This window comes from Streptomyces aurantiogriseus (assembly GCF_014649375.1).
Taxonomy (GTDB): Bacteria; Actinomycetota; Actinomycetes; order Streptomycetales; family Streptomycetaceae; genus Streptomyces; species Streptomyces aurantiogriseus.
Map to the genome: position 1 here is coordinate 105,006 of NZ_BMSX01000016.1, position 23,869 is coordinate 128,874.

Consider the following 23,869-nt stretch of genomic DNA (forward strand, 5'->3'; position numbering starts at 1 on the left):
GCATACCGTCATCTTGTCGGCTCCAGTCGGGCGTCCCGCCGCACGAGGGCCGCGTACCGCCCGTCCTGCGTCAACAGCTCCTCGTGGGCGCCCCGTTCGGCCACCCGGCCGGCGTCCAGGACCACGATCTGGTCGGCACTCCGAATGGTGGACAGCCGGTGGGCGATGGTGAGCGTGGTGCGGTTGGCCGAGAGTGCGTCGATGGCCTCCTGTACGGCGTGCTCCGTGCGGGTGTCCAGGGCGCTGGTCGCCTCGTCGAGGATGAGCACCGGCGGATCGCGCAGGATGGTCCGGGCGATGGCCAGGCGCTGCTTCTCACCGCCGGAGAAACGGTGGCCGCGCTCACCGACGATCGTGTCGTACCCGTCGGGCAGGGACGCGATGTGGTCGTGGATCTGGGCCGCCCGGGCCGCCGCGTACAGCTCCTCGTCGGTGGCGTCCGGCTTGGCGAAGCGGAGGTTCTCGGCGACCGAGGCGTGGAAGAGGTACGTCTCCTGCGAGACGACGCCGACCGCGCGCGCGAGGGTGTCGAAGTCGAGGTCGCGCACGTCGACGCCGTCGAGTGTGACCCGGCCGCCCGTCACGTCGTACAGCCGCGGCACCAGGTAGCCCAGCGTGGACTTGCCGGCGCCGGTCGGGCCGACGATCGCGAGGCTGCCGCCGGCCGGGACGGTGACGTCGATGCCGTCGAGGACCGGCCCGGCCGTCTCGTCGTCGCTGTCGTAGCGGAACTCCACGTCCTCGAAGCGGACCTCGCCCTTGACCTGGTCGAGGTGGACCGGGTTCTCACGCTCGGTGATGTCGACGGGGAGGTCGAGGTACTCGAAGATGCGCTGGAAGAGCGCGAGGGAGGTCTGGATCTGGACGCCGGTCGACAGGAGGCTGACCGCCGGGCGGAACAGGCCCTGCTGGAGTGAGACGAAGGCGACGATGGTGCCGAGGGAGACGTCGGGGCCGCCGAGCTGGAGGGCCATGCCCGCGGTCCAGTAGATGAAGGCCGGCATGGCGGACATGACGATCCCGATCACGGCCATGCGCCAGCGACCGGCCATGTTCGACCGCACCTCGAGGTCGACCAGGCGCTCGGACTCGTCGGCGAAGGAGCGGGTGAGGGAGTCGGCGCGGCCCATGGTGCGGCCGAGCAGGATGCCGCTGACCGACAGGGACTCGGTGACCGTGGCGGCCATCGTGGCCATCTGCTTCTGGCGCTGGGTGGTGATCTTCCGGCGTTCGTTGCCGACGCGGCGGCTGATCCACACGAAGACCGGCAGCAGGAGCAGCGAGACGACGGTCAGACGCCAGTCGAGGGCGATCATCGCGACGATCGTGGCGACCACGCTGGTGAAGTTGGAGACCAGGGAGGTGGCGGTGGAGGTCACGGTCGCCTGCATGCCGCCGATGTCGTTGGCGATGCGGGACTGGACCTCGCCGGTACGCGTGCGCGTGAAGAACGCGAGTGACATGCGCTGGAGGCGGCCGTAGACCGCCGTGCGCAGGTCGTGCATGACGCGCTGGCCGACCGTCGTGGAGATCAGGGTCTGCAGCACGCCGAAGACGCCGGCGAGGACGGCGCTGAGGATCATGCCGAGGGCCAGCAGGCTCAGCAGGCCTGTACGCCCTTCGGGGATGGCGACGTCGAGGGTCTCCTTCAGCAGGAACGGCGTGGCGACCGAGACCAGCGAGGAGGCGGCGACGAGCAGACCGACGACCGCGAGACGGCCTCGGTAGGGTCGGAAGAGCTTCAGGATGCGGCGCACCTGCCGAGGTTTCTCCTCGGCGTCGGCGGGTGGGGTCCAGGGGTCTGGCTGATCGGGGTGCATGGGCTCCTACGGGAGGTGAGTGAGAGGGACTGACGGAGCGTAGCTCATTGTTACCTATACTCACAATGAACGGCATCCTGATATTGTTCCCGCATGAACACCCCCGATCCCGACGGCCTGCTCGCCGAGCAGCTGCTGCGGTTCACCCGCCGGGTGCACCGCATCCAGAAGCGCCATCTGGAGCTGTCGGACCTGGGCATCACGCCGGCCCAGTCCCGTCTGTTGCGCACCCTCGCCCATTTCAGCGCGCCGCCGCGCATGGCGGACCTCGCCGAGCGTCTGGAGGTCGTGCCGCGGGCGGTGACCACGCTGGTCGACGGGCTGGAGGCGAGCGGCAAGGTGCGCCGGGTCCCGGATCCGACCAATCGCCGGGTGATCCGGATAGAGCTGACGGACGAGGGCCGTGAGACGCTCCGCGAGCTGCGCCGTGCGCGCCGGTCGGCGGCGCGGGAGATTCTGGCTCCCCTGACCGACGTGGAGCGGGCGGTGCTCGGGGAGTTGCTGGACACGCTGGTCGACGGGACTGCGGCTCAGCGGTGCTGAGCCGCCCCTGACCCGGAACGCGCGAAGGGCCGCGGCGGTCGCTCCGTGGTGCTGGAGCGACCGCCGCGGCCCGTGTGTCCGGTCCGTCAGCCGACCTCGGGGGCGGGCTCCTTGGCCGTCGGCTGCGCCGGGACGCCCGCACTCGACGCCTTCTCCGAAGCGTCCGGGGCGTCGGGGGCCGCCTTGCCGGCGGGCGTTGCGGGCCCCTCCTCCCCCTCGTCCGGAAGGGACGCGATCTCCCCGTCCAGCACCTTCTTGGCCCGCTCCAGGTCCAGCGCACCCTCCCAGCGGGAGACGGCGAAGACCGCCACGCAGTTGCCGAGGAGGTTGGTGACGACGCGCATCGAGTCCATGATGCGGTCCACGCCCAGCAGCAGGGCGACGGCGCCGGCCGGGATGGCCCCGAGGGACGAGGCGGTCGCGGACAGGGCGAGGAAGGCCGAACCGGGGATGCCCGCCATGCCCTTGCTGGTCAGCATGAGCACCAGGATCACGGTGACCTGCTGGCCCAGGCTGAGGTCCACGCCGACGGCCTGGGCGATGAACAGCGTGCCGATGGACAGGTAGAGCGAGGCGCCATCGAGGTTGAAGGAGTACCCCGTCGGCAGCACCAGGCCCACGGCGTCGTCGCGGGCGCCGGCCTTGCGCAGCTTCTGCATCACGCGCGGCAGGACGGACTCGGTGGAGGCGGTGCCGAGCGCCAGGAGCATCTCCTCACGGATGTAGCGCAGGAACTTCCAGAGGCTGAGCCCGGTGACCACCCTGAGGGCGACGGTGAGCAGCACGATGAAGAGCGCCGCGGCCGCGTAGCACAGGATGATCAGCTTGGCGTAGGTCTTCATCACGCCGAGCCCGTACTGGCCGACCAGGACAGCCATCGCGCCGAACACAGCGATCGGGGCCAGCCGCATGACGAAGCCGACGACCGCGAAGATGATCTCCTGGGCCTGCTCGATGGCGGGGAGCACCTGCGGCACCTTGGTGTGCCCGAGATGCAGCAGCGCCGCACCCACCAGACAGGCGAGCAGGAGCACTTGGAGCAGGGCGTTCTCGGCGAAGGCGCCGATGAAACTGGTGGGGAGCGCGTTCAGGACGAACTCGGTCGTCGAGGGCAGCGAACCGCCGCCCGTCTTCTCGTCGATCGCCGAGGCGTCGAGCGTGGACGGGTCGACGTTCATCCCCGACCCCGGCTGCACCACGTTGGCGGCGACCAGACCGATGAGCAGGGCGGCCGTGGACGCGACCTCGAACCAGATCAGGGCCTTGAGCCCGATCCGGCCGAACGCCTTCAGGTCGCCGGCCTTGGCGATGCCGACGACGACCACGCAGAACACGAGGGGCGAGATCACCGTCTTGATGAGCCGGGTGAAGCCGTCACCGAGCGGCTTGAGATCCGTGGCCACGTCGGGCCACAGCTTCCCGACGACGATGCCGAGCACGAGCGCGACGGCGACCTGCGCGAAGAGAGAGGTACGCAGTATGCGTGCGACGCGTCGCGGCAGGGACGGTACGGACTGCGGCACAAGCACTCCTAGAGGGGACGCGGAGTCACAGAAGCCGGCGGAGACTTCTGCGATACGGAAAGCGGCTTCCGTGGCGATCACTCTGGAGGGTGAGTCGCTCGAGCGGAAGGCATCTGTGTTGCGTGTACGTAAAACGCGCCACGAGTGACGCATCGCACACCACCGGTCTCCGCGTTGACCGCGCCCCCTCCGGATCAGCAGCCGCTGCGGTCCTCGGTGAGCACGCCCTGCACGGTCGTCAACTCCCGGTCGTGGCAACCCGAGGAGCCGTGGAGCCGGTAGCGCTCGCTCGTCGTGCCGACCGCGTGGCGTTGGTCGCGGGGCACGTTCACGGTGAACGTGGCGTCACCCGTGTAGGTGTCGTCGAGCCGCGACCACGCCGTGCGTCGGCCGTTCCGGGTCGTCACGGCGTCGGCCCGGTCGCCGAGGGTCAGGACCGTGCGCAGCCGGTCGCCGGCGCCGAGCGTGGTCGTGCCGTTCATCGTGTATGTCCGGTGGGTGCGCGTCGTGCGCGCCGACCCGCGGCCGTCCACGGTGACCGTCTCGTCGTCCCTCCACGTGGCGTCGAGGCCGTCCACGGTCTCGCCGTCGGTCCAGCGGTGCGCGAAGGTGGCGGCCAGGGTGCGGGTGATGGTGGTCGTCACCCGGCCGTGGGAGGTGTCGACGTAACCGGCGACGGTCAGGCGGTGGCCGCCCTCGGCGTCCACACGGTGCTCCGCACCGGGCGTGTAGGTGGTGGAGTCGGTGAAGCCGCCCGCCTCCCGCCGGACGACCTTCCCGCCCACGACGGCCTTCTTCTCGTCCTGCCACACCAGCACGTTGACCGGTGTGCTCCAGCCGCTCCGCCCCTCGGGCACGCCGACGACGGACACCTCGACGCGGTGCGGGCGGCCGTCGTTGAGGAGCCCGGCGAAGGGGGTCAGGTCGTATTCGACCGGCTTGATGTCGAAGGCACGGGGGCCCGGAATCACGTACCAGAGGAAGGGGTTGGACCAGCCGCCGGTCCACACGTGCGGGAAGGGGGTGGCGATTCCGGCCAGTTGTCCGTCGATCGCGATCTGCACCTCGCGGTAGGGGCCGTCGTCCGCGTGGCAGGAGTAGGGCGCCTCGGCGGGCACCGTCAGGTACCAGTACTCCTCGCAGCCGCCGCCGGAGCCGGTGGCGTACACCTCGGCGACGATGCGTTCGCTGTTGCGGGGCGTGGTGAGGGTGGCACCGTCGGCGAGGGTGAGGACGCGGTCGGGGGTCGCGGCCGGGCGTCCCGTGAAGAAGGTGAGCGTCACCTTGACGTCGATGACGCCCGTGTACGTGTCGTCGACGACGTTCCCGATCAGCATCTCGACGTCGTGCGCGCCGCGGAGGGTGTCGCTGTAGCGCGTGACGTCCTTCTCGACGGACCACTCGATCCCGTCGGGCGACGGCTCGGGGGTGGAGGTGCGGAAGATCTCGACACCGCCCACGTGCAGATAGCCCAGACGGTCGAACTGCCGCCCCTTGACCTTGCCGTCGAGCCGCAGCACCACCTTGCTCCAGTGGTCGCCACAGCCCTGGGGAGGGGTGTACGTCCCCCGGTAGGGCGTGAAGTCACGGAACTGCGCCTCGGCGACGACGACTTGGCAGGATCTGGTGGCCGGCTTGATCACGGGCGGGGCGGCGGTGAGGGGGTCGTGCCAGTCGGTGCCGAACTCGGCGGGGACGTCCGCCGGTCGGGAGGGGGTGTCCCCTGTCCCGACGGAGGCGTCGGTCGCGGGGGCGGGTGCGGCATGGGCGGGTGCGGTGCCGAGGAGTGCGCTCGCCAGGAGGATCACTCCGGTGAGCATGGACATGATGATCCGGCTTCTCATGGCCGGTGTTCTACGGGGAGTTGAGCCCTCCCCGCAATGACGCCTCCCTCGGGAGGGCTGGTCGGAATCAGGGTGTCCGGGCCGCGTCGGGCGGCAGCCGGATCCATGAGCCGCCGTGGAAAACCGGTTGATTTTGACCACCCTCCGACGCGACCCTTTCACGGTTTGTTGCCGCCGCTCCTCCCCGCGGACTCCCCATGGTCCGCTCCTCCATCCCCCCACCTGACACGAGCCACTGGGACGTCATGCAGATCCAAGACCTTCCGTATTCCGACCCGGGTGTGCCCGACGCGCGCTCGGGGCCCCGCTTCCTGTGGTGGCTCGGCCGCAACCAGCTGGGCGGCCAGCTCAGATCACTGGCCTGGGGACTGCTGCACTTCGTGGGCGTCTCCGCGCAGCCCTTCTGCGTCGGGTTCGCCATCGAGGCTGTCGTCGACCGCTCCGGTTCGCGGCTCGCCCTCGCCGGCGGGCTGATGGCCCTGTGCTGCGCGGCCATCGCCATCGGGGACACCTTCCTGCACCGCGCGGCCGTCACCAACTGGATCACCGCGGCCGCCCGCGTCCAGCAGCTCCTCGCCCGCAAGGCCTCGCAGTTGGGCTCCGCGCTGAGCCGACGGGTCGCCGCCGGTGAGGTCGTCGCCGTCTCCACGGGAGACGTCGAGAAGATCGGCTGGTTCGTGGAGGCCGTCTCCCGCTTCACCGCCGCCGCCCTCACGGTCGTGCTGGTCTGCGTCGGCCTGGTCGTCTACCAGCCGGCCCTCGGTGTGGTGGTCGCGGTGGGCCTGCCCGTCCTCGCGGTCGCGGTGCTGCCTCTGCTGCCCCGCGCGACCCGGCGCGCCGACTTCCAGCGCGAGAAGGCCGGCCGCGCCACCGAACTGGCCTCGGACACCGTGGCCGGCCTGCGGGTGCTGCGCGGCATCGGCGGCGAGGAACTCTTCCTCGACCGCTACCGCCGCGCCTCCCAGGAGGTCCGGCACGCGGCCGTGCGCAGCGCCCGCATGTGGTCCCTGATCAGCGCCATCCAGGTGCTGCTGCCGGGTCTGCTGCTGATCGCGGTCGTGTTCTACGGCATCCATCTGGCCCGCGAGAGCCGGATCTCCGTCGGCGAACTCGTCACCGTCTACAGCTCCGTCATGGTCCTGACGTATCCCCTCCGGCACTTCGAGGAGATCGCGATGGCCTACTCCTTCTCCCGTCCGTCGGCGAAACGCGCCGCCGGGGTGCTGTCGCTGGAACGGGCCACGAACGCCGGCGGATCCCGCCCGGCGGACCTCCCTTCCGGGGATCTGTACGACCCGGCCACCGGACTGCTCGCCCCGGCCTCCCGCCTCACCGCCGTGGTGTGCGGCGACCCGGACACGGCCGGGCGGCTGGCGGAACGTCTGGGCGGACACTCCTCGGAGGACGGTCCCGCAGTACTGCTCGGCGGGGTCCCGCTGGACGAACTCCCACTGGACTGCGCGCGCACCGCCGTCCTCGTCCAGGACAAGGATCCGGTACTGCTGTCCGGTTCCCTGCGCGAGCTGCTCGACGTGCCCGCCTCGGGCGCCGTCGACGCGGCGGCTGCACTGACGGCCGCCCAGTGCGGGGACGTCCTCGAGGCCCTCGTCCAGGGCTCGCTGGACGCCGACGACCCGATGGACACCCGCATCACCGAACGAGGCCGCTCCCTGTCCGGCGGCCAGCGCCAGCGGCTGGCCCTGGCCCGGTCGCTGCTCACGGACCCGGAGGTCCTCGTCCTGGACGAACCCACCTCCGCCGTCGACTCCCACACCGAGGCACGGATCGCCGAGGGGCTGCGGGAGCTGCGGACGGGGCGCACGACGGTGGTGTTCACCTCGTCCCCGCTGCTCCTGGACCGGGCGGACCGGGTCGTCCTCGTGCACGAGGGCCGGGCGGCGGCGGTCGGCGTGCACCGCGAGCTGCTGCACACCGAGCCGCGGTACCGCGCCGTGGTGACCCGGGAGACCGACGAAGAGGCCGCCCTGAGCGGTGTGCTGACGAAACTGCACGACACCGAGCTGCAAGAGATCGAGGAGACCGCATGATCGGCGTGGCGCCACCGGCGTACGACCCGGCGGCACCGACGACGGCGAACACGCTGCCCGTCGGCTCCCCCGCGACCGTACGCGCCTACGTGGCCGAACTGTTGCGCAGGCACCGCCGCGCCTTCCTGCTGCTCGTCGCCGTCAACACGGTCGCGACCGTCGCCTCGATGGTGGGACCGTGGCTCCTGGGTGACGTCGTGGAAGGGCTGTCGGACGGTGCACGCGAGCTCCATCTGGAGCTCATCGCCACCCTGTTCGTGCTCGCCCTGGTCGTCCAGGCCGCCTTCGTCCGCCAGGTGCGGCTGCGCGGCGCGATGCTCGGCGAGCGGATGCTGGCCGACCTGCGCGAGGACTTCCTCGTCCGTTCGGTCCGGCTGCCGCCGGGTGTGCTGGAGCGGGCCGGGACGGGCGACCTGCTGTCCCGCATCACCACGGACATCGACCGGCTGGCCAACGCCATGCGCGAGGCCGTGCCCCAGCTGACGATCGGTGTGATGTGGGCCGCGCTGCTGCTCGGCGGACTCGTCGTCACAGCTCCGCCCCTGGCAGCGGCCGTGCTGGTCGCGGTGCCGCTGCTGGTGGCCGGCTGCCGCTGGTACTTCAAGCGGGCGCCGTCCGGCTACCGCTCCGAGGCCGCCGGGTACGCCGCCGTGGCCGCCGCTCTCGCCGAGACCGTGGACGCCGGGCGCACCGTGGAGGCCCACCGCCTCGGCGACCGCCGGGTCGAGCTGTCGGAGCTGCGGATCAAGCAGTGGACGGCCTGGGAGCGGTACACGCTCTGGCTGCGGTCGGTGCTCTTCCCGGTCATCAACGTCGTGCACGTCACCGTTCTCGGCTCGGTCCTCATGCTCGGCGGGGTGTTCGTCCTGCAGGGCTGGATCGGCGTCGGCCAGCTCACGACAGGCGCCCTCCTCGCCCAGATGCTGGTCGACCCGGTGAACCTGATCCTGCGCTGGTACGACGAGCTGCAGGTGGCGCAGGTGTCGCTGGCCCGTCTCGTCGGGGTGCGCGACATCGAGCCGGACGCCGGGGATCCCGCGCTGGAGCCGGACGGGCGCGACGTGCTCGCCGACCGGGTCCGCTTCGGCTACCGCGAGGGTGTCGACGTGCTGCGCAAGGTGTCCCTGGAGGTCGCCCCCGGCACCCGGCTGGCCCTGGTCGGCCCCTCGGGCGCGGGCAAGTCCACACTGGGCCGCCTCCTCGCCGGCATCTACGCGCCCCGGGACGGCCGGATCACGCTCGGCGACGCCGAACTGTCCCGGATGACCGCCGAACGCGTCCGCTCGCACGTGGCCCTGGTCAACCAGGAGCACCACGTCTTCGTCGGCTCGCTGCGCGACAACCTCCGGCTCGCCCTCCCCCACTCCCGGCTCCACCCCGGCGAGGGGACCCCGGAGGGCGCCGGGGACGCCGCGCTGTGGGCCGCGCTGGCCGCCGTCGACGCGGACGACTGGGCGCGGGCACTGGACGACGGTCTCGACACCGAGGTCGGCTCGGGCGGGGTCGTGCTCACCCCGGCCCAGGCCCAGCAGATCGCTCTGGCCCGCCTGGTGCTGGCCGACCCGCACACCCTGGTGCTCGACGAGGCGACCTCGCTGCTCGACCCGCGCGCCGCCCGCCACCTGGAACGGTCGCTGGCCCGTGTCCTGGACGGCCGCACCGTCGTCGCCATCGCCCACCGTCTGCACACCGCCCACGACGCCGACGTCATCGCCGTCGTCGAGAACGGCCGTATCAGCGAGCTGGGCAGCCATGCGGAGCTGGTCGCGGCGGACGGGGCCTACGCGGCGCTCTGGCGGTCCTGGCACGGGTGAGAGACGTGGTTGAGCGGCCACCGGGGCACGTGATGGGGGTGCCGCTGGTTCGGGGGCTGCCGCAGGCACCGGTGCCGGAGCTGCCTTCGGCGCTGGTGCCGGGCCTGCCCCAGCGATCGGCGCCGGACCTGCCGCACGGACCGGTGCCGGACCTGCCGCACGGACCGGTGCCGGGGTCGCCCCCGGCGCTGGTGCCGGGCCCGCTCCGGCGGAACGGCGGTGGGCCGACGCGGCGACGGAGCCGTGAGCGTGGAGCCGGCCTCGGGGCTCGGCCACCTCGGCGGGACGACGGCTCTGATCGGATGGACAACGGCCCGGACCGGTGGAACGGCGGCCGGGGCCGATGGAACGACGGCCCGGGCCGCCTGCGGGCACGGTCCCGCATACGCACGGACAGCTGCCGCACATCCCAGGTCGGAGCCTCCGTGTCCCGCCTCCGGCGCCCGCGTCCGGCCGTCCCTTCCCCTTTGCCGTTGCGCGGGCCCGAACCGGGGTGGAACGCTGGAGAGCGGCACCCGCACTGAAAGCGGCCGGGCCGCTCCGTCCGGAGCACGCCGCCTTCGGCCGGTGTCCCGTGCGGCGGTGTCCCACCGCCGACCGCGGTGAGTACGGGCCCGTCATTCCCTGGAGGTACCCGTGAACAGCGCCGATGGATGGGGGGACGACGTCTACCAGCCCGACGCATCCGAGGTCCAGGACGACGCGGGACTGCTCGACGCGGAGGACACGCTCGAGAACGACGGCGTCGGCGACCCCCTGGACCGGGGCTGGTCGCCTCCGGAGAGGCCGTGGGCCGTGGAGCACACCGGTGTGACAGCCGCGGAGCGCCAACAGGGCGAGACCCTCGACCAGCGGCTCGCGGAGGAGGTGCCGGACCTCTCCCCGCCCGACGGCGACGGCCTGGGTGACTGCGACGGCACCGACGGGGAACTCCTGGACAACGAGGTCGGCGCTGTCCGCTCCGGCCGGCTCGTGGCGCCGGACGAGGGAGCCCACGAGGACGAGGAGAGCGCCCTGGTCGCCACCGATGTCGGCATCGACGGCGCGGCCGCCTCCGCCGAGGAGGCCGCGATGCACGTCGTCGACGAGGACTCCCTGCCCGGCTGACATGGCCGCCCCCGGTCCGTCGCCCTGGGCCCCATCGCTCGAGGAGCACGTATGCAGCAGGACAAGCACCCCGACTACCACCCGGTCGTCTTCCGTGACCGCGCCGCCGGTTACGCCTTCCTGACCCGGTCCACCGCGACGAGCGACCAGACGATCGAGTGGGACGACGGCGAGACCTACCCGGTCGTCGACGTGGAGATCTCCTCCGAGAGCCACCCGTTCTACACCGGCAAGGCGCGCACGGTGGACACGGAGGGCCGTATCGCCCGCTTCGAGCGGCGCTACGGCGAGGGCACGGCGACCTGAGCCGGCAGCGTGTCCCTGGGCGTTGCTCAGATGACGTTGAGCGCGGCCGCGCCGCCCACTCCGCCGAGCACCATGAACACCGGCATCAGCACCCTCAGCTCGACCCAGCTGCCCGCCCGGAACCGCATCGCCTTGGGCGGACCCACCGGATACCAGCGCTTGCGCCCGATCGGGATGGGCCACAGGATCGGGCAGCCCGAAACGGTCAGCGCGTCCCCGATGTCGTGCACCAGGGCGCCCAGCAGGATCGGCAGCCCGAGCCACAGGTACTCCTGACCGGGCTCGGTGAACAGCCAGTCCGCGCCGTTGCCGGGCTTGTCCAGGACCCCGGCCAGGATCCACGCGCTGGTCGCCGCCAGCAGCCACACCAGCACGTCGCTGCTGGAACCGCGCGCCGCCCGCCACAGCAGACCCTCGATCGCCAGCACCATGTGCACGAAGAGGATCGCCAGCACCGCCCAGCGGCCACCGGTGATCGCCAGCACCGAGGTGCCCGCACCGATCATGACCGCCCACAGCCAGGTGTGCGTCAGCGTGCGGTGACCGCCGGAGCGACGCGGGTCGCCCTGCTTCTTCGTGGCCTTGTAGACGGCGTAGGAGAGCTTGTCCACGATCTCGCACAGCCAGCGTGAGATGGGACCGAAGGCTCGGGAGATCGTCGCGGCCTTGTGGTCGAGATCGGGAGCGAGCGCGGCGCCGGCACAGATCAACGCACCGCACAGCAGGACCGGCCAGGGCATCGAGTGCCCGGCCGCGGCGGCTGCCGCACCGACGCCGAGCCAGGCGGCAGCGCCCGACAGTGAGTGTGCTGGTCCCATCATGGCCGTTGCCCGCCCCATTCCATGTGTGCCGCTGTCCAGTTGACCGGGTGCAATGACGCTCCGTCGCCGAGACAGCGTAGCGGCCGTGATCTTCGGTCCGGCATCCGATTCCCCGCTCGGGCACCGGGGCAGGCAAGATGGGGGCGTGACCCTCATCGATCAGTTGCCGCCGACCGCAGATCCCGACGCCCTGTACGACGCCTTCGAGTCCTGGGCCCAGGAGCGCGGTCTCACGCTCTACCCGCATCAGGAGGAAGCGCTGATCGAGGCGGTCTCCGGCGCGAACGTGATCGTGTCGACGCCCACCGGCTCCGGCAAGAGCATGATCGCGGCGGGTGCGCACTTCGCCGCGCTCGCCCGGGACGAGGTCACCTTCTACACCGCCCCGATCAAGGCGCTGGTGTCGGAGAAATTCTTCGAGCTGTGCAAGATCTTCGGCACGGAGAACGTCGGCATGCTGACCGGCGACGCGTCCGTCAACGCCGACGCCCCGGTCATCTGCTGCACCGCCGAGGTGCTCGCCTCGATCGCGCTGCGCGACGGCAGGGCCGCGGACGTCGGCCAGGTCGTCATGGACGAGTTCCACTTCTACGCGGAGGGCGACCGCGGCTGGGCCTGGCAGATCCCCCTCCTGGAGTTGCCCCAGGCGCAGTTCGTGCTGATGTCGGCCACGCTCGGCGACGTCTCCTTCTTCGAGAAGGACCTCACCCGCCGCACCGGCCGCCCCACCGCGGTGGTCCGCTCGGCGACCCGGCCCGTACCGCTGTCCTACGAGTACCGGTACACGCCGCTCACGGAGACGCTCACCGACCTGCTGGAGACGAAGCAGGCTCCCGTCTACATCGTGCACTTCACGCAGGCGCAGGCGGTGGAGCGGGCCCAGGCGCTGATGAGCATCAACATGTGCTCGCGCGAGGAGAAGGAGCAGATCGCGGAGCTGATCGGCAACTTCCGCTTCACCACGAAGTTCGGCCGCAACCTCTCGCGTTACGTGCGACACGGCATCGGCGTGCACCACGCCGGCATGCTGCCCAAGTACCGGCGCCTGGTGGAGAAGCTCGCCCAGGCCGGTCTGCTGAAGGTGATCTGCGGTACCGACACCCTCGGCGTCGGTGTCAACGTGCCCATCCGGACCGTGCTGTTCACGGCGCTGACGAAGTACGACGGCAACCGTGTGCGCACCCTCCGGGCGCGTGAGTTCCACCAGATCGCGGGACGGGCCGGGCGGGCCGGCTTCGACACGGCGGGCTTCGTGGTCGCGCAGGCGCCCGAGCACGTCATCGAGAACGAGAAGGCGCTCGCCAAGGCGGGCGACGATCCGAAGAAGCGCCGCAAGGTGGTGCGCAAGAAGGCGCCGGAGGGCTTCGTCGGCTGGACGGAGAACACGTTCGAGAAGCTGATCGAGTCGGAACCGGAGCCGCTGACGTCCCGGTTCCGGGTGACGCACACCATGCTGCTGTCGGTGATCGCCCGGCCCGGCAACGCCTTCGAGGCGATGCGCCATCTGCTGGAGGACAACCACGAGCCGCGCCGGCAGCAGCTGCGGCACATCCGGCGCGCGATCGCGATCTACCGCTCGCTGCTGGACGGCGGGATCGTCGAGAAGCTCGACGAACCGGACGCCACGGGCCGCATCGTCCGCCTCACCGTCGACCTGCAACAGGACTTCGCGCTGAACCAGCCGCTGTCCACCTTCGCGCTGGCCGCGTTCGAGCTGCTGGACCCGGAATCGCCGTCCTACGCGCTCGACATGGTCTCCGTCGTGGAGTCCACGCTCGACGACCCGCGCCAGATCCTGGCCGCCCAGCAGAACAAGGCGCGCGGCGAGGCGGTCGCCGCGATGAAGGCGGACGGCGTCGAGTACGAGGAGCGCATGGAGCGCCTCCAGGACATCACCTACCCGAAGCCGCTCGAGGAGCTGCTCTTCCACGCGTACAACACGTACCGCAAGAGCCATCCGTGGGTCGGAGACCATCCGCTGTCGCCGAAGTCGGTGATCCGCGACATGTACGAGCGGGCGATGTCCTTCACCGAGCTGGTGTCCCACTACGAGCTGGCCCGCACCGAGGGCATTGTGCTGCGCTACCTGGCCAGCGCCTACAAGGCCCTCGACCACACCGTCCCGGACGACCTCAAGTCCGAGGACCTGCAGGATCTGATCGAGTGGCTGGGCGAGATGGTGCGCCAGGTCGACTCCAGCCTGCTGGACGAGTGGGAGCAGCTGGCCAACCCGGAGGAGATGACCGCCGAGGAGGCCCAGGAGAAGGCCGACGAGGTCAAGCCGGTCACCACCAACGCGCGGGCCTTCCGGGTCCTCGTCCGCAACGCGATGTTCCGCCGCGTCGAGCTCGCCGCCCTCGACCAGGTCGACGAGCTCGGCGAGATGGACGCCGAGTCCGGCTGGGACGCCGACGCGTGGGGCGAGGCGATGGACAAGTACTGGGACGAGTACGACGACCTGGGCACCGGTCCGGACGCCCGCGGCCCCAAGCTGCTCGTCATCCAGGAGGAGCCGCAGAACGGGCTGTGGCGTGTCCGCCAGATCTTCGACGACCCGAACGACGATCACGACTGGGGCATCAGCGCGGAGGTCGACCTCGCGGCGTCGGACGCCGAGGGCCGCGCGGTCGTCCGGGTCACCGACGTCGGCCAGCTGTGAGCACCGAATCAGGCAGAGAAGCAGGCACAGGAGAAGCGCACCGATGACGAATCCGGCCGAGAGGCTCGTCGACCTGCTCGACCTGGAGCAGATCGAGGTCAACATCTTCCGGGGCCGCAGCCCGCAGGAGTCCCTGCAGCGGGTCTTCGGGGGCCAGGTGGCGGGCCAGGCGCTGGTCGCAGCCGGCCGGACCACGGAGGGCGACCGGCCCGTGCACTCGCTGCACGCGTACTTCCTGCGCCCGGGCAGGCCGGGCGTGCCGATCGTGTACCAGGTCGAACGGGTGCGGGACGGGCGGTCGTTCACGACCCGCCGGGTCACCGCCGTGCAGCAGGGGCGCACGATCTTCAATCTCACCGCCTCCTTTCACAAGCCTGAGGAAGGTCCCTTCGAGCACCAGTTGCCGCCGGCCCGCGAGGTCCCGGACCCGGAGTCGCTGCCGACGGTCGCGGAGGAGGTCCGGACGCATCTGGGCGCGCTGCCCGAGCAGTTGGAGCGGATGGCGCGTCGTCAGCCCTTCGACATCCGCTACGTGGACCGGTTGCGCTGGAGCGCCGAGGAGGTCAAGGACGCCGAGCCGCGCAGCGCGGTGTGGATGCGCGCGGTCGGGCCGCTCGGCGACGACCCGCTCGTGCACACCTGCGCACTGACGTACGCCAGCGACATGACCCTCCTGGACGCCGTCCGCCTCCCCGTCGAACCGCTGTGGGGTCCGCGGAACTTCGACATGGCGTCGCTGGACCACGCCATGTGGTTCCACCGGCCGTTCCGCGCGGACGAGTGGTTCTTGTACGACCAGGAGTCGCCGATCGCGACGGGCGGACGCGGTCTCGCTCGCGGGCGGATCTACGACGCGCAGGGCCGCCTGCTGGTGTCGGTCGTCCAGGAGGGACTGTTCCGGCCGCTGTAGGCCCGGGGTGTCACGCGCTTCTGCGGCGCAGCCAGCCCAGCAGGCCGCTCCTGGCTCGCCCGGGGCGCTCGTGGCCGCCGGACCGCTCGGGTTCCGCCGCCGGGCGCGGCGGGGCCGACTCCGGCCTCGGCTCCGGCTCCCGCTTCGGCGAGGGGCGGGGTGCGGGGTGGTGGGTGCGGGCCTCCTCCAGGGCCTGTGCCAGGTCGGAGCGTAGCCAGTCGATCTCGTCGGGGTCGTCCGCCGTCGTGATCTTCTCGACGAGGTGCGCGGCCGGTGTCCCCGGGGCTCCGTGGGCCGGTGGTCCCGGTCGGAAGCGGTTCAGGTGGGAGCGTTCGTAAGGGTCCTTGACGATCTCCGCGACCTGGACGGGGTCGAGCAGCGCGGCCAGGGCCCCCGCGCGTTGCCACGGGCCGTCGGCCTGCCGCAGCAGAAAGCCGAGGTGGCGTCCGCGCCAGTTGCGGGGCCGCAGGTCGAGGCCGGCGGCCAACTGCTCCCTCATGTCCTCGGGCGTCCGGCCCGTCAGCAGGGGTGCGTTGTCCTTGTCGTCCGCGAACTGCCGCAGCTCGTCGGTGAGATAGAGCCAGACGACGGCCCTGTACCGGTTGAGATAGAACTTCACGGGCACCACGAGCCCCAGCCGCGCCAGCCGCGTGAAACGGGTCGGCGGCACCTCCATGACGGCCGCGCCCTCGCTGGTGCCCACGGCTTCGACGCTGTTGCGCAGTGCTTCAGGGAAGCCGGGCGCCGCTCGCAGTCGGTCGAGCTCGGCGCGGGCCACCCGGCGGCCCCCTCCTCCTTCGTCGGGCACTGTCCTGATGCGCCCCAGGTTCACGGCGAGGTCGAACTCGCTGCGCTTCAGACCGAGCTCCCTCGCCGCGCGGCTGAACGTGCAGGAAAGTGCGTGCCGTTGAGTGGTGGTGTTGCCTGACATGGTCGGTCTCCCCCGTGGAGTGAAGTGCCCGCGCCGTCCGCGGTGGGCCTCGGAAAAACCGTAGCCGGATTCGCGGTTCTCGTGGCCAGCCTGTGGATAACTCCACGGGGGACGACGAAGGTGCAGGTCAGAGGTCTGTCAGTGAGGCTCGCTCGGGGTGGCGGGCGTCCACCGCGAGGTGCTCGCCGACCCGGTTGACGAGCAGCGCCATCTCGTAGGCGATCTGGCCCATGTCGGCCTCCGCGCCGCTGAGGACGCACAGGCAGCTGCCGGTGCCGGCCGCGGTGACGAACAGCACCGCGTCGTCGAACTCGACCATCGTCTGGCGTACCTGACCCGCGCCGAAGTGGCGTCCGGATCCCTTGGCGAGGCTGTGCAGTCCGGACGAGACGGCTGCGAGGTGCTCGGCGTCCTCCCGGCGCAGTCCCGTGCTCGCGCCGGCCACCAGCCCGTCGTTGGACAGGACCAGTGCGTGCCGCACGTGGTCGACCCGCTCGGTCAGGTCGTCCAGCAGCCACCCCAGCCCTTGCTTCTGCGCCATGATCCGTCTCCCCGTGTGACGTTCCCCGTGTCATGCCCGCCCGGCCGACGGGCCTGTCCGTCAGCCTTCCCCACCACCGGCCGCCGAGCAAGGAGGATGGAGGCATGGCACAGAAGATGACCGATGAGGAATGGCGGGCGTTCGTCTCGCACGGCACCCGCACCGCAAAGCTGTCGACGGTCCGGACGGACGGACGTCCGCACGTGGCACCGATCTGGTTCCTGCTCGACGGCGACGACGTGGTCTTCAACACGGGCAAGGACACCGTGAAGGGCCGCAATCTGGCCCGGGACGGCCGGGTCGCCCTCTGTGTGGACGACGACCGACCACCGTTCGACTACGTCGTGTTGCAGGGGCGCGCCGTGATCTCGGAGGACCTCGACGAGGTACGGCACTGGGCGACCCGGATAGGAGCGCGGTACATGGGCGAGGAACGCGCCGAGGAGTTCGGCGTCCGCAACGGGGTTCCGGGCGAACTGCTCGTGCGTGTCAGGATCGACAGGGTTCTCGCGGAGAAGGCCGTGGCGGACTGACGAACCGGCCGCTTTCTCCTCAGCTCACGGAGTCGAGCAGCCGGGCGGTGTGCATCCGCCCGGCGTACTCGACGAGCCGGATCAGCACCTCCTTCCCCGAGTCGCGGTCACGGGCGTCGCACAGGACGACGGGGGTGCCCTGGTCGAGGTCGAGAGCGCGCGAGACCTCGTGGGCTCCGTAAGCCCGCGCTCCCGTGAAGCAGTTGACGGCCACCACGAACGGGATGTGCCGGTGCTCGAAGTAGTCCACCGCGGGGAAGCAGTCCTCCAGGCGCCTGGTGTCGGCGAGGACGACGGCGCCCAGGGCTCCCTGGGACAGTTCGTCCCACAGGAACCAGAATCGGTCCTGGCCCGGGGTGCCGAACAGGTACAGGGAGAGGCCGGAGCGGATGGTGATCCGGCCGAAGTCCATGGCGACCGTGGTCGTGACCTTCTGGTCCACGCCGTCGGTGTCGTCCACCGACTGGCCCGCCTCGCTCAGCAGTTCCTCGGTGCGCAGCGGCTTGATCTCGCTGACCGCGCCCACCAGGGTCGTCTTGCCCACGCCGAAACCGCCGGCGACCAGAATCTTCAACGCCAGCGGGGCCGTGTCGCCGCCGCCCGTGACGTCGGAGTGCTCGGGGACCATGGATCACTTCTCTCGGGAGGGTCGACAAGGGTGCGGAGCGGGTCCGTACGCTTTCGGACGGGTGTGAACGTTCATCTACAGCGCGCGCAACCCTTCGATGACCTCACGCAGAATGCGTTCGTCGGGCAGCTGCGCGGGCGGCACGGGACGGCTCATGGTGACGCAGCCGAGTTCCAGCAGGTCACCGAGGAGCACCCGGACCACGCCCACGGGCAGGTCGGAGCCCGCCGCGAGTTCCGCGACGGACTGGGTCTCCGTGCGGCACAGGCCGATGAGGGTGCGGTGTTCCGGCCCGAGCCCCACGCCGTCGGCGCCGGGCGCACCCGGGTCCAGGGTGACCAGGGCGATCAGGTCGAAGTGGACCCCGGTGGGCCCGGGTCTCGTGCGTCCGCCCGTCATGGCGTACGGGCGGACGAGGGGCCCGGCCTCGTTGTCGTACCACTGGCTGCCCGGTTCGCGCGGGGCGCCGGTCATCTCCTCGGTCATCTGCGCGGGTCGCCCCCTCGCCTCATCCGGCGGCGGGCCGCCGCGCGGAGGCGCGCGGCGGCGCGTAGAGGTGCTCTCCGACGCGCTTGACCAGCCGGGCCATCTCATAGCCGACCAGGCCGATGTCGGCGGTCACGGCGGTGAGGACGGCGAGGCAGGAGCCGTCGCCCGCGGCGGCCACGAACAGGAAGCCGTCGTCCATCTCCACCATGGTCTGGCGTACACCGCCGACGCCGAAGTGCCGGCCCGCGCCCTTGGCGAGGCTGTGGAAGCCGGAGGCGACAGCGGCGAGGTGTTCGGCGTCCTCGCGGCTGAGGTCGGTGGAGGCGCCGACGGCGAGGCCGTCGTTGGACAGCACCACGGCGTGCCGTACCTCGCTCACGCGCATCACCAAGTCGTCCAGCAGCCAGTCGAGTTCGCCGGACCGCTGGGCCGGCCTTGTGCTCGGGTCCTGGATCATGCGGGGTCTCCTTCGCTGCTGTCGCTGCCCGGTGCGGGGTTCGCGGTGGCACCGCGGCCGGGTTGCCTGCCACCGCCGCGCACCCAGCCGTCCCGGTACGCGGCCATCCGGTCCCGTACGAGTTCGGGGGTGCGCCCGTCGTCGCCGCGCGGGCCGGGCGCCTGGGCCGGCTCCTCGGGAAGCGGACGGCGCAGCTGGGGGGCGAGGTTCGCCTGCCGTACCCGGCGTGGCAGGTCGTCCGATCCGTCGGAGTCGTCCAGTGGGCGGTGCAGGCGCAAGGTCGTGACTCCGGGGGGTGGGGTGTCGGCGGCGGACGGCTCGGCGGCGGCCCGGCCGGGAGCGACGAGCGCCGGCCGGTCGGCGGTCGAGGCCACGGCCTCCTGGTGGTGGTCGGCGGCGGGCACGCGCGCGTACTCGCGTTCCGCGGGCGCCTCTTCCGCTTCCGCCACCTCTCGAGCGGAACGTTCCGGCGTGCCGCTGTGCAGCAGGACGGTGGGCAGCAGGACGACCGCCGTGGTGCCGCCGTAGGGCGAGGTGCGCAGGTGGACCTTGACGCCGTGGCGTGCGGCGAGCCTGCTGACCACGAACAGGCCGAGCCGGTCGCTGTCGAAGAGGTCGAGGGCCTCGGACTGCTCGATCCGCCGGTTGGCCTCGGCAAGGGTCTCCTTGCCCATGCCCAGGCCCCGGTCCTCGACCTCGACGGCGTAGCCGTTGCCGACGGGCTCGCCGGTGATGCGCACGCGCGTGTGCGGAGGCGAGAACTGGGCGGCGTTCTCGACGAGTTCGGCGAGCAGGTGGGTGAGGTCGGCGACGGCGGAGCCGATGACGGAGGCCTCCGGGAGCTGCCGTACCTCCACGCGCGCGTAGTCCTCGACTTCGGAGACGGCGGCGCGGACCACGTTGGTCAGGGAGACCGGCATGCGCCAGGCCCGGCCGGGGGCGGCGCCGGAGAGGATGATCAGGCTCTCCGCGTGGCGTCGCATGCGAGTGGTGAGATGGTCGAGCCGGAAGAGGTCGCTCAGCTCGTTCGGGTCGTCGGAGCGGCGCTCCATGCTGTCCAGGAGACTGAGCTGGCGGTGGACCAGAACCTGACTGCGCCGGGCGAGGTTGACGAACACGCCGGAGATGCCACTGGCGAGCTCGGCACGCTCCACCGCGGCGCGCAGGGCGGCCCGGTGCACGGTGCCGAGGGCCTCGGCGACCTGGCCGGTCTCGTCCTCGGCGCGCGGTCCGGGCGGGGCCTCTGCCCGGATGTCGATCTCCTCTCCGGCCCGGAGTTTCCGCATGGCCTCGGGGAGTTTGCGCCGGGCGATCTCCAGGGCACCGTTGCGCAGGCTCACCAGCTCGACGACGAGTCCGCGGCCGATGCGGACGGAGATGACGAGCGAGGCGGCGACGGCGGCGAGGCCCAGGAGCACCGCGGCGCCGGCGGGGGTGAGCAGACCGCGGGTGAACGGGTCGGCGCGGTCGGCGACTCCGCGCGCCGCGTCCGCCTCGATGGTCCGCATGCCGTTCTGCACGCGCGCGTGTGCCGTGCCCCAGGTCGCTTCCGGCGCGGCGGCGAGGACCTTCGCACCGGGTCCGTCGGCGAGCACCTTGTCCTCGACGGCGTCCACGACAGCGTAGGCGCTGCCCGCGGCCAGGCTCCGCCAGGCGATGCGTTCGGGGCCGCGGAGGTCCGCCACGGCCGACTCGGTGAGGGTGCGGCGCGTGTCGACGGCGCCGGTGAACAGCCGCAGGCGCTCTCCGTCGAGGTGGCCCGCCAGACGTGCGCTGTCGAGCACGACGTCCTCCTGGGCCAGCGCCTCGCCCGCGCGGGAGAACTCGAGCAGCACGCGCGCGTCGGAGCCGAGTTCCGCGTCCTGGATGCCGGACAGAGCCCCGCCGACGGAGAAGGCGGCCGAGATCGTCCTCGTGTACCGGCTGTACGTCTCCTCCCAGCCGGCGCTGCCGTCGAGCACCGCGGTCCGCAGGGAGCGCAGTTCCTCGGCGCCGGTGACGAACGCCTCGAGGCGCTGGGCGACTCCGGCGGGCAGCTCCTGGGCGTCGGCGACGGTGCTGTCGTCGCCGAGCCGGAGCCCGGCCACGGCGCGGTCCGTGCGCTCGCCGAGCTCCTTGAGGTCGCCGTTCTGCGCGGCGGCCGGGTCGGTGGCGTGGCGCACGGCGGCCGCCCGCTCGGTCTGGAGCGCCGCCACCGCGGCCGCGACGGGGGTGCGGACCTCGGAGTCCACGCGCTGCAACTGCCGCAGCCGGGAGACGTCCTGGGCGGTGCTGACGGTGGCGTACGCCCACAGGGCCAGCAGGGAGACGACCGGCACCATCAGCAGACAGACGATCTTGGCGCGCACGGTGCGCGGCCGGATCCGCCGGCGTCCCACGCGCGTGGGTGGCGCGTCCGTCACTGTGCCCGACGGCTCGTCCGGCCCCTCGTCGGCGGGCGGTCCGGCGTGGGCGCGACGCCCGCGCACGGGGGGCGGCGTCTCGGCGCCGTCCGTGGGGGTCCTCCGGGGTGTACGCATGGCCTCCTCGCTCAAAAGGGGGTTCGGGGGTTGTGCCGTCCGGTCCCGTCACACGGTGCGGGCCTGTTGACGGCCGGCGACGCTCTCCAGCGGCTGCTGCGCGGAGGCGGACGCCTCGCGCTCCCCCGTCGTGGGAGACAGTGCGACGAAGGCCGAGGTCAGGAAGAGATAGGACCCGAGGCCGACGGCGAGGGGGAAGATGAACTGCATCGCCGTGGCCCCGGGCAGGACCTCGCCGGACGGCGTGACACGCACGTCCACCGCGAACATCGCGGTGTAGTGCATGCTGCTCACCGCCGCGCCCATGACGAGCGAGGCGAGGGTGACCGCGACCGGCGACTTGATGTTGAGCGCCGCCCAGAGGGCCGCGGTCGCCGCGACGACGGCGATCAGGACGGAGAGTCCGACGAGCATCGGGTCGTAAGTCACGTCGCCGTGCAGCCGGACCGCGGCCATGCCCAGGTAGTGCATGCTCGCCACGCCGAGGCCGGTGGTGAGACCGCCGATCAGCAACGCGCGCGTGCGGTCGCGGCCGTAGCCGACGGCGAAGACGCCGGCGCAGACGACGACCATGGCGACGAGGAGGCTGAGCACGGTCAGGGGGACGTCGTAGCGGATGTCGGTGCCGCTGACGCCGAAGCCGAGCATGGCCACGAAGTGCATGGTCCAGATGCCGGTACCGATCGCGGAGGCCGCCGTGACGAGCCAGTTGCGGCGCGAGCGCCCGGTGGCGCCCAGCGCACGGACGGTGCAGCGCAGCCCGAGGGCGGCGCCGATGCAGGCCATCACGTACGACAGCACGGGGGTCAGCCAGCCGAAGGTGGCGTGGTCCAGGTGTCCCATGGCTCCGGGACGCTAGTGGGGGCACGGGAGCACAAAGGGGGCGCATTTCGAAAGGTGCCGCAATATGACGCGGAAATGCGCCGGAGCGATCGCCTCACGCTCGAACGTGTGCACCGCGACGTCCTCCGTGCCGGTGAGGGATCATGCGGCACATGAGCGATGACCACACACACGTCCAGGAGTTCTTCACCGCGCGCGCGGCGGACTGGGACAGCCGGTTCCCCGACGACGGTCCCGCCTACGCGGCGGCGGTCGCCGAGCTCGGTCTGCGCGAGGGCGACCGCGTGCTGGACGCGGGCTGCGGCACCGGTCGGGCCCTGACGCCCCTGCGTGGGGCCGTGGGACCCTCGGGAGTGGTCCTCGGTGCCGATCTGACCCCGGCCATGCTCGAGGCCGCCGTACGGGCGGGACGGGACCGCGACGGACAGCTGCTGCTCACCGACGTGGCCGCGCTGCCCCTGCGCTCAGGGTCACTCGACGCCGTGTTCGGGGCCGGGCTCATCTCCCACCTGCCCGACCCGGCGGAGAACCTGCGCGAGCTGGCCCGCGTCGTGCGCCCCGGCGGCACGCTCGCGCTGTTCCACCCGATCGGCAGGGCGGCGCTCGCGGCACGTCAGGGCCGCCGGATCACCCCCGACGACCTGCGTGCGGAGCCGAACCTCCGTCCACTGCTGGCCGGTTCCGGATGGCGTCTGACGTCGTACGCCGACGAGGACGCCCGTTTCCTGGCCCTGGCCGTCCGCGAGGACTGACGTTCACACCCCTCCGGCGACCGCGGTCACAAAGGCGTCGGGGTTGTCGAACATGACGTTGTGGCCGGCGGCCGGCACGGTCACCACGCGCACGCCCGCCGCCTCCAGGGCGCCCGCTCCCACCAGTTCTCCGCTGCGCTCGCCCTGAAGGTAGACGCGCTCGACCGAGTCGAGGGCGGTCAGGATCTCGCGCATCACGGGGACGGAGCCCTGTCGCAGCCCGACGGCACTGCGGTGCAGGGCACGCGGGTCGGCCAGCCGCATGGTCGCCGCCCACAGGGGTCCGATCGCGTCCAGCACGCGCGCGCGGCCGCCGTCGACGAACTCGTCCTCGGTGTAGGCGGCGATTCCGCTGCTGCCCGCGGTCGGCGGCGGGAAGGCGTCGAGGTTGGCCTCCGTGAGGACGAGCCGGGAGACCAGGTCGGGCCGGCGGTGGGCGAGGACGATGGCCACGGAGCCGCCCATGCTGTGGGCGATCAGCTCGGCGCCCGTCACGCCCGCCGTGTCCAAGGCGACCGCCAGGGCGTCCGCATGCTCCTCCAGCGTGTAGCCGAAGTCCTCGGGCCGGTCGCTGATGCCGTGCCCGGGAAGGTCGACAAACAGACTGCGCCTGCCGGCGAGTTCGGGATGTGCTGCCACGTGCGCGTGGTAGACCGCCGAGGTCGCCCCCAGCCCGTGCACGTACACGCGCGCGGGCTGCGCGCCCGGTGTCTCCGTCCAGCGGATCCAGCCTTCCCCACCACCGAACTCGGCTTGTCGCATCACTGTCTCCTGAGGGCAT

21 protein-coding genes are annotated in these 23,869 nt (G+C 71.7%); 9 read left to right on the forward strand and 12 right to left on the reverse strand.

The genetic code is table 11. The features are described 5' to 3' along the window. Window positions 1–8: 8 nt before the first annotated feature. Entirely contained in the window at window positions 9–1,820 is a 1,812-nt protein-coding gene (locus tag IE263_RS30265) for an ABC transporter ATP-binding protein (protein WP_189941020.1), read from the reverse strand. Window positions 1,821–1,913: 93 nt separating this feature from the next. On the opposite strand from IE263_RS30265, the gene IE263_RS30270 reads away from it, so the two are divergent. After that, window positions 1,914–2,363 (forward strand): MarR family winged helix-turn-helix transcriptional regulator, encoded by a 450-nt coding sequence (locus IE263_RS30270; RefSeq protein WP_189941021.1) that lies wholly within the window; start codon window positions 1,914–1,916, stop codon window positions 2,361–2,363. An 86-nt stretch (window positions 2,364–2,449) separates the two neighbouring features. Here IE263_RS30270 and IE263_RS30275 read toward each other — a convergent pair whose 3' ends face one another. Then, window positions 2,450–3,886 carry a cation:dicarboxylate symporter family transporter gene (locus IE263_RS30275; RefSeq protein ID WP_189941022.1) on the reverse strand — a complete coding sequence of 479 codons (1,437 nt, stop codon included), beginning with the start codon at window positions 3,884–3,886 and terminating at the stop codon, window positions 2,450–2,452. 194 nt (window positions 3,887–4,080) lie between these two features. Further along, on the reverse strand, window positions 4,081–5,730 hold the full coding sequence (locus IE263_RS30280; protein ID WP_189941023.1) for a peptide-N4-asparagine amidase: 1,650 nt from the start codon (window positions 5,728–5,730) through the stop codon (window positions 4,081–4,083). A gap of 245 nt (window positions 5,731–5,975) precedes the next feature. Between IE263_RS30280 and IE263_RS30285 the strand changes: the two genes are divergently transcribed. From IE263_RS30285 to IE263_RS30300, 4 genes are all read left to right on the forward strand, one after another. Next, window positions 5,976–7,778 carry an ABC transporter transmembrane domain-containing protein gene (locus IE263_RS30285; RefSeq protein ID WP_189941024.1) on the forward strand — a complete coding sequence of 601 codons (1,803 nt, stop codon included), beginning with the start codon at window positions 5,976–5,978 and terminating at the stop codon, window positions 7,776–7,778. Then, a complete protein-coding gene (locus IE263_RS30290) occupies window positions 7,775–9,592 on the forward strand; it encodes an ABC transporter ATP-binding protein (RefSeq protein WP_189941025.1) in 1,818 nt (605 codons plus the stop codon). Before IE263_RS30285 ends, IE263_RS30290 begins: the two co-directional genes overlap by 4 nt. Before the next feature lie 636 nt (window positions 9,593–10,228). Further along, a complete protein-coding gene (locus IE263_RS30295; protein ID WP_189941026.1) occupies window positions 10,229–10,699 on the forward strand; it encodes a DUF5709 domain-containing protein in 471 nt (156 codons plus the stop codon). Between the two features lie 51 nt (window positions 10,700–10,750). Beyond that, window positions 10,751–11,005 (forward strand): type B 50S ribosomal protein L31, encoded by a 255-nt coding sequence (locus IE263_RS30300; RefSeq protein ID WP_189941027.1) that lies wholly within the window; start codon window positions 10,751–10,753, stop codon window positions 11,003–11,005. A 26-nt stretch (window positions 11,006–11,031) separates the two neighbouring features. Here the strand turns inward: IE263_RS30300 and IE263_RS30305 are convergent, their stop codons facing one another. Continuing rightward, on the reverse strand, window positions 11,032–11,826 hold the full coding sequence (locus tag IE263_RS30305) for a metal-dependent hydrolase (protein ID WP_189941028.1): 795 nt from the start codon (window positions 11,824–11,826) through the stop codon (window positions 11,032–11,034). Between the two features lie 145 nt (window positions 11,827–11,971). On the opposite strand from IE263_RS30305, the gene IE263_RS30310 reads away from it, so the two are divergent. Both IE263_RS30310 and IE263_RS30315 read left to right on the forward strand, forming a co-directional pair. Next, window positions 11,972–14,485: a DEAD/DEAH box helicase gene (locus IE263_RS30310; protein ID WP_189941029.1), complete on the forward strand. Its 2,514-nt coding sequence runs from the start codon at window positions 11,972–11,974 to the stop codon at window positions 14,483–14,485. 43 nt (window positions 14,486–14,528) lie between these two features. Next, a complete protein-coding gene (locus IE263_RS30315) occupies window positions 14,529–15,395 on the forward strand; it encodes an acyl-CoA thioesterase (RefSeq protein ID WP_189941030.1) in 867 nt (288 codons plus the stop codon). A 10-nt stretch (window positions 15,396–15,405) separates the two neighbouring features. Here IE263_RS30315 and IE263_RS30320 read toward each other — a convergent pair whose 3' ends face one another. Together IE263_RS30320 and IE263_RS30325 are read right to left on the reverse strand one after the other, a co-directional pair. Beyond that, on the reverse strand, window positions 15,406–16,326 hold the full coding sequence (locus tag IE263_RS30320) for a DUF6397 family protein (RefSeq protein WP_189941031.1): 921 nt from the start codon (window positions 16,324–16,326) through the stop codon (window positions 15,406–15,408). Window positions 16,327–16,453: 127 nt separating this feature from the next. Further along, a complete protein-coding gene (locus tag IE263_RS30325) occupies window positions 16,454–16,867 on the reverse strand; it encodes a roadblock/LC7 domain-containing protein (protein ID WP_189941032.1) in 414 nt (137 codons plus the stop codon). 104 nt (window positions 16,868–16,971) lie between these two features. Between IE263_RS30325 and IE263_RS30330 the strand changes: the two genes are divergently transcribed. Further along, on the forward strand, window positions 16,972–17,400 hold the full coding sequence (locus IE263_RS30330) for a PPOX class F420-dependent oxidoreductase (protein ID WP_189941033.1): 429 nt from the start codon (window positions 16,972–16,974) through the stop codon (window positions 17,398–17,400). A gap of 19 nt (window positions 17,401–17,419) precedes the next feature. Here the strand turns inward: IE263_RS30330 and IE263_RS30335 are convergent, their stop codons facing one another. From IE263_RS30335 to IE263_RS30355, 5 genes are all read right to left on the reverse strand, one after another. Further along, window positions 17,420–18,028, reverse strand: coding sequence for a GTP-binding protein (locus tag IE263_RS30335; RefSeq protein WP_189941034.1), 609 nt, complete (start codon window positions 18,026–18,028; stop codon window positions 17,420–17,422). Window positions 18,029–18,103: 75 nt separating this feature from the next. Further along, window positions 18,104–18,514: a DUF742 domain-containing protein gene (locus IE263_RS30340; protein WP_189941035.1), complete on the reverse strand. Its 411-nt coding sequence runs from the start codon at window positions 18,512–18,514 to the stop codon at window positions 18,104–18,106. 22 nt (window positions 18,515–18,536) lie between these two features. Beyond that, window positions 18,537–18,974, reverse strand: a complete 438-nt coding sequence (locus IE263_RS30345; RefSeq protein WP_189941036.1) for a roadblock/LC7 domain-containing protein — start codon at window positions 18,972–18,974, stop codon at window positions 18,537–18,539. After that, window positions 18,971–21,493: a sensor histidine kinase gene (locus tag IE263_RS30350; protein WP_189941037.1), complete on the reverse strand. Its 2,523-nt coding sequence runs from the start codon at window positions 21,491–21,493 to the stop codon at window positions 18,971–18,973. Before IE263_RS30350 ends, IE263_RS30345 begins: the two co-directional genes overlap by 4 nt. 48 nt (window positions 21,494–21,541) lie before the next feature. Continuing rightward, entirely contained in the window at window positions 21,542–22,336 is a 795-nt protein-coding gene (locus IE263_RS30355; RefSeq protein WP_189941038.1) for an MHYT domain-containing protein, read from the reverse strand. Window positions 22,337–22,488: 152 nt separating this feature from the next. Here IE263_RS30355 and IE263_RS30360 point away from each other — a divergent pair, with 152 nt between their 5' ends. Next, window positions 22,489–23,088, forward strand: coding sequence for a class I SAM-dependent methyltransferase (locus IE263_RS30360; protein ID WP_189941039.1), 600 nt, complete (start codon window positions 22,489–22,491; stop codon window positions 23,086–23,088). A gap of 3 nt (window positions 23,089–23,091) precedes the next feature. On the opposite strand, the gene IE263_RS30365 is transcribed toward IE263_RS30360, so the two are convergent. Next, window positions 23,092–23,850, reverse strand: a complete 759-nt coding sequence (locus IE263_RS30365) for an alpha/beta fold hydrolase (protein WP_189941040.1) — start codon at window positions 23,848–23,850, stop codon at window positions 23,092–23,094. Window positions 23,851–23,869: the final 19 nt, after the last annotated feature.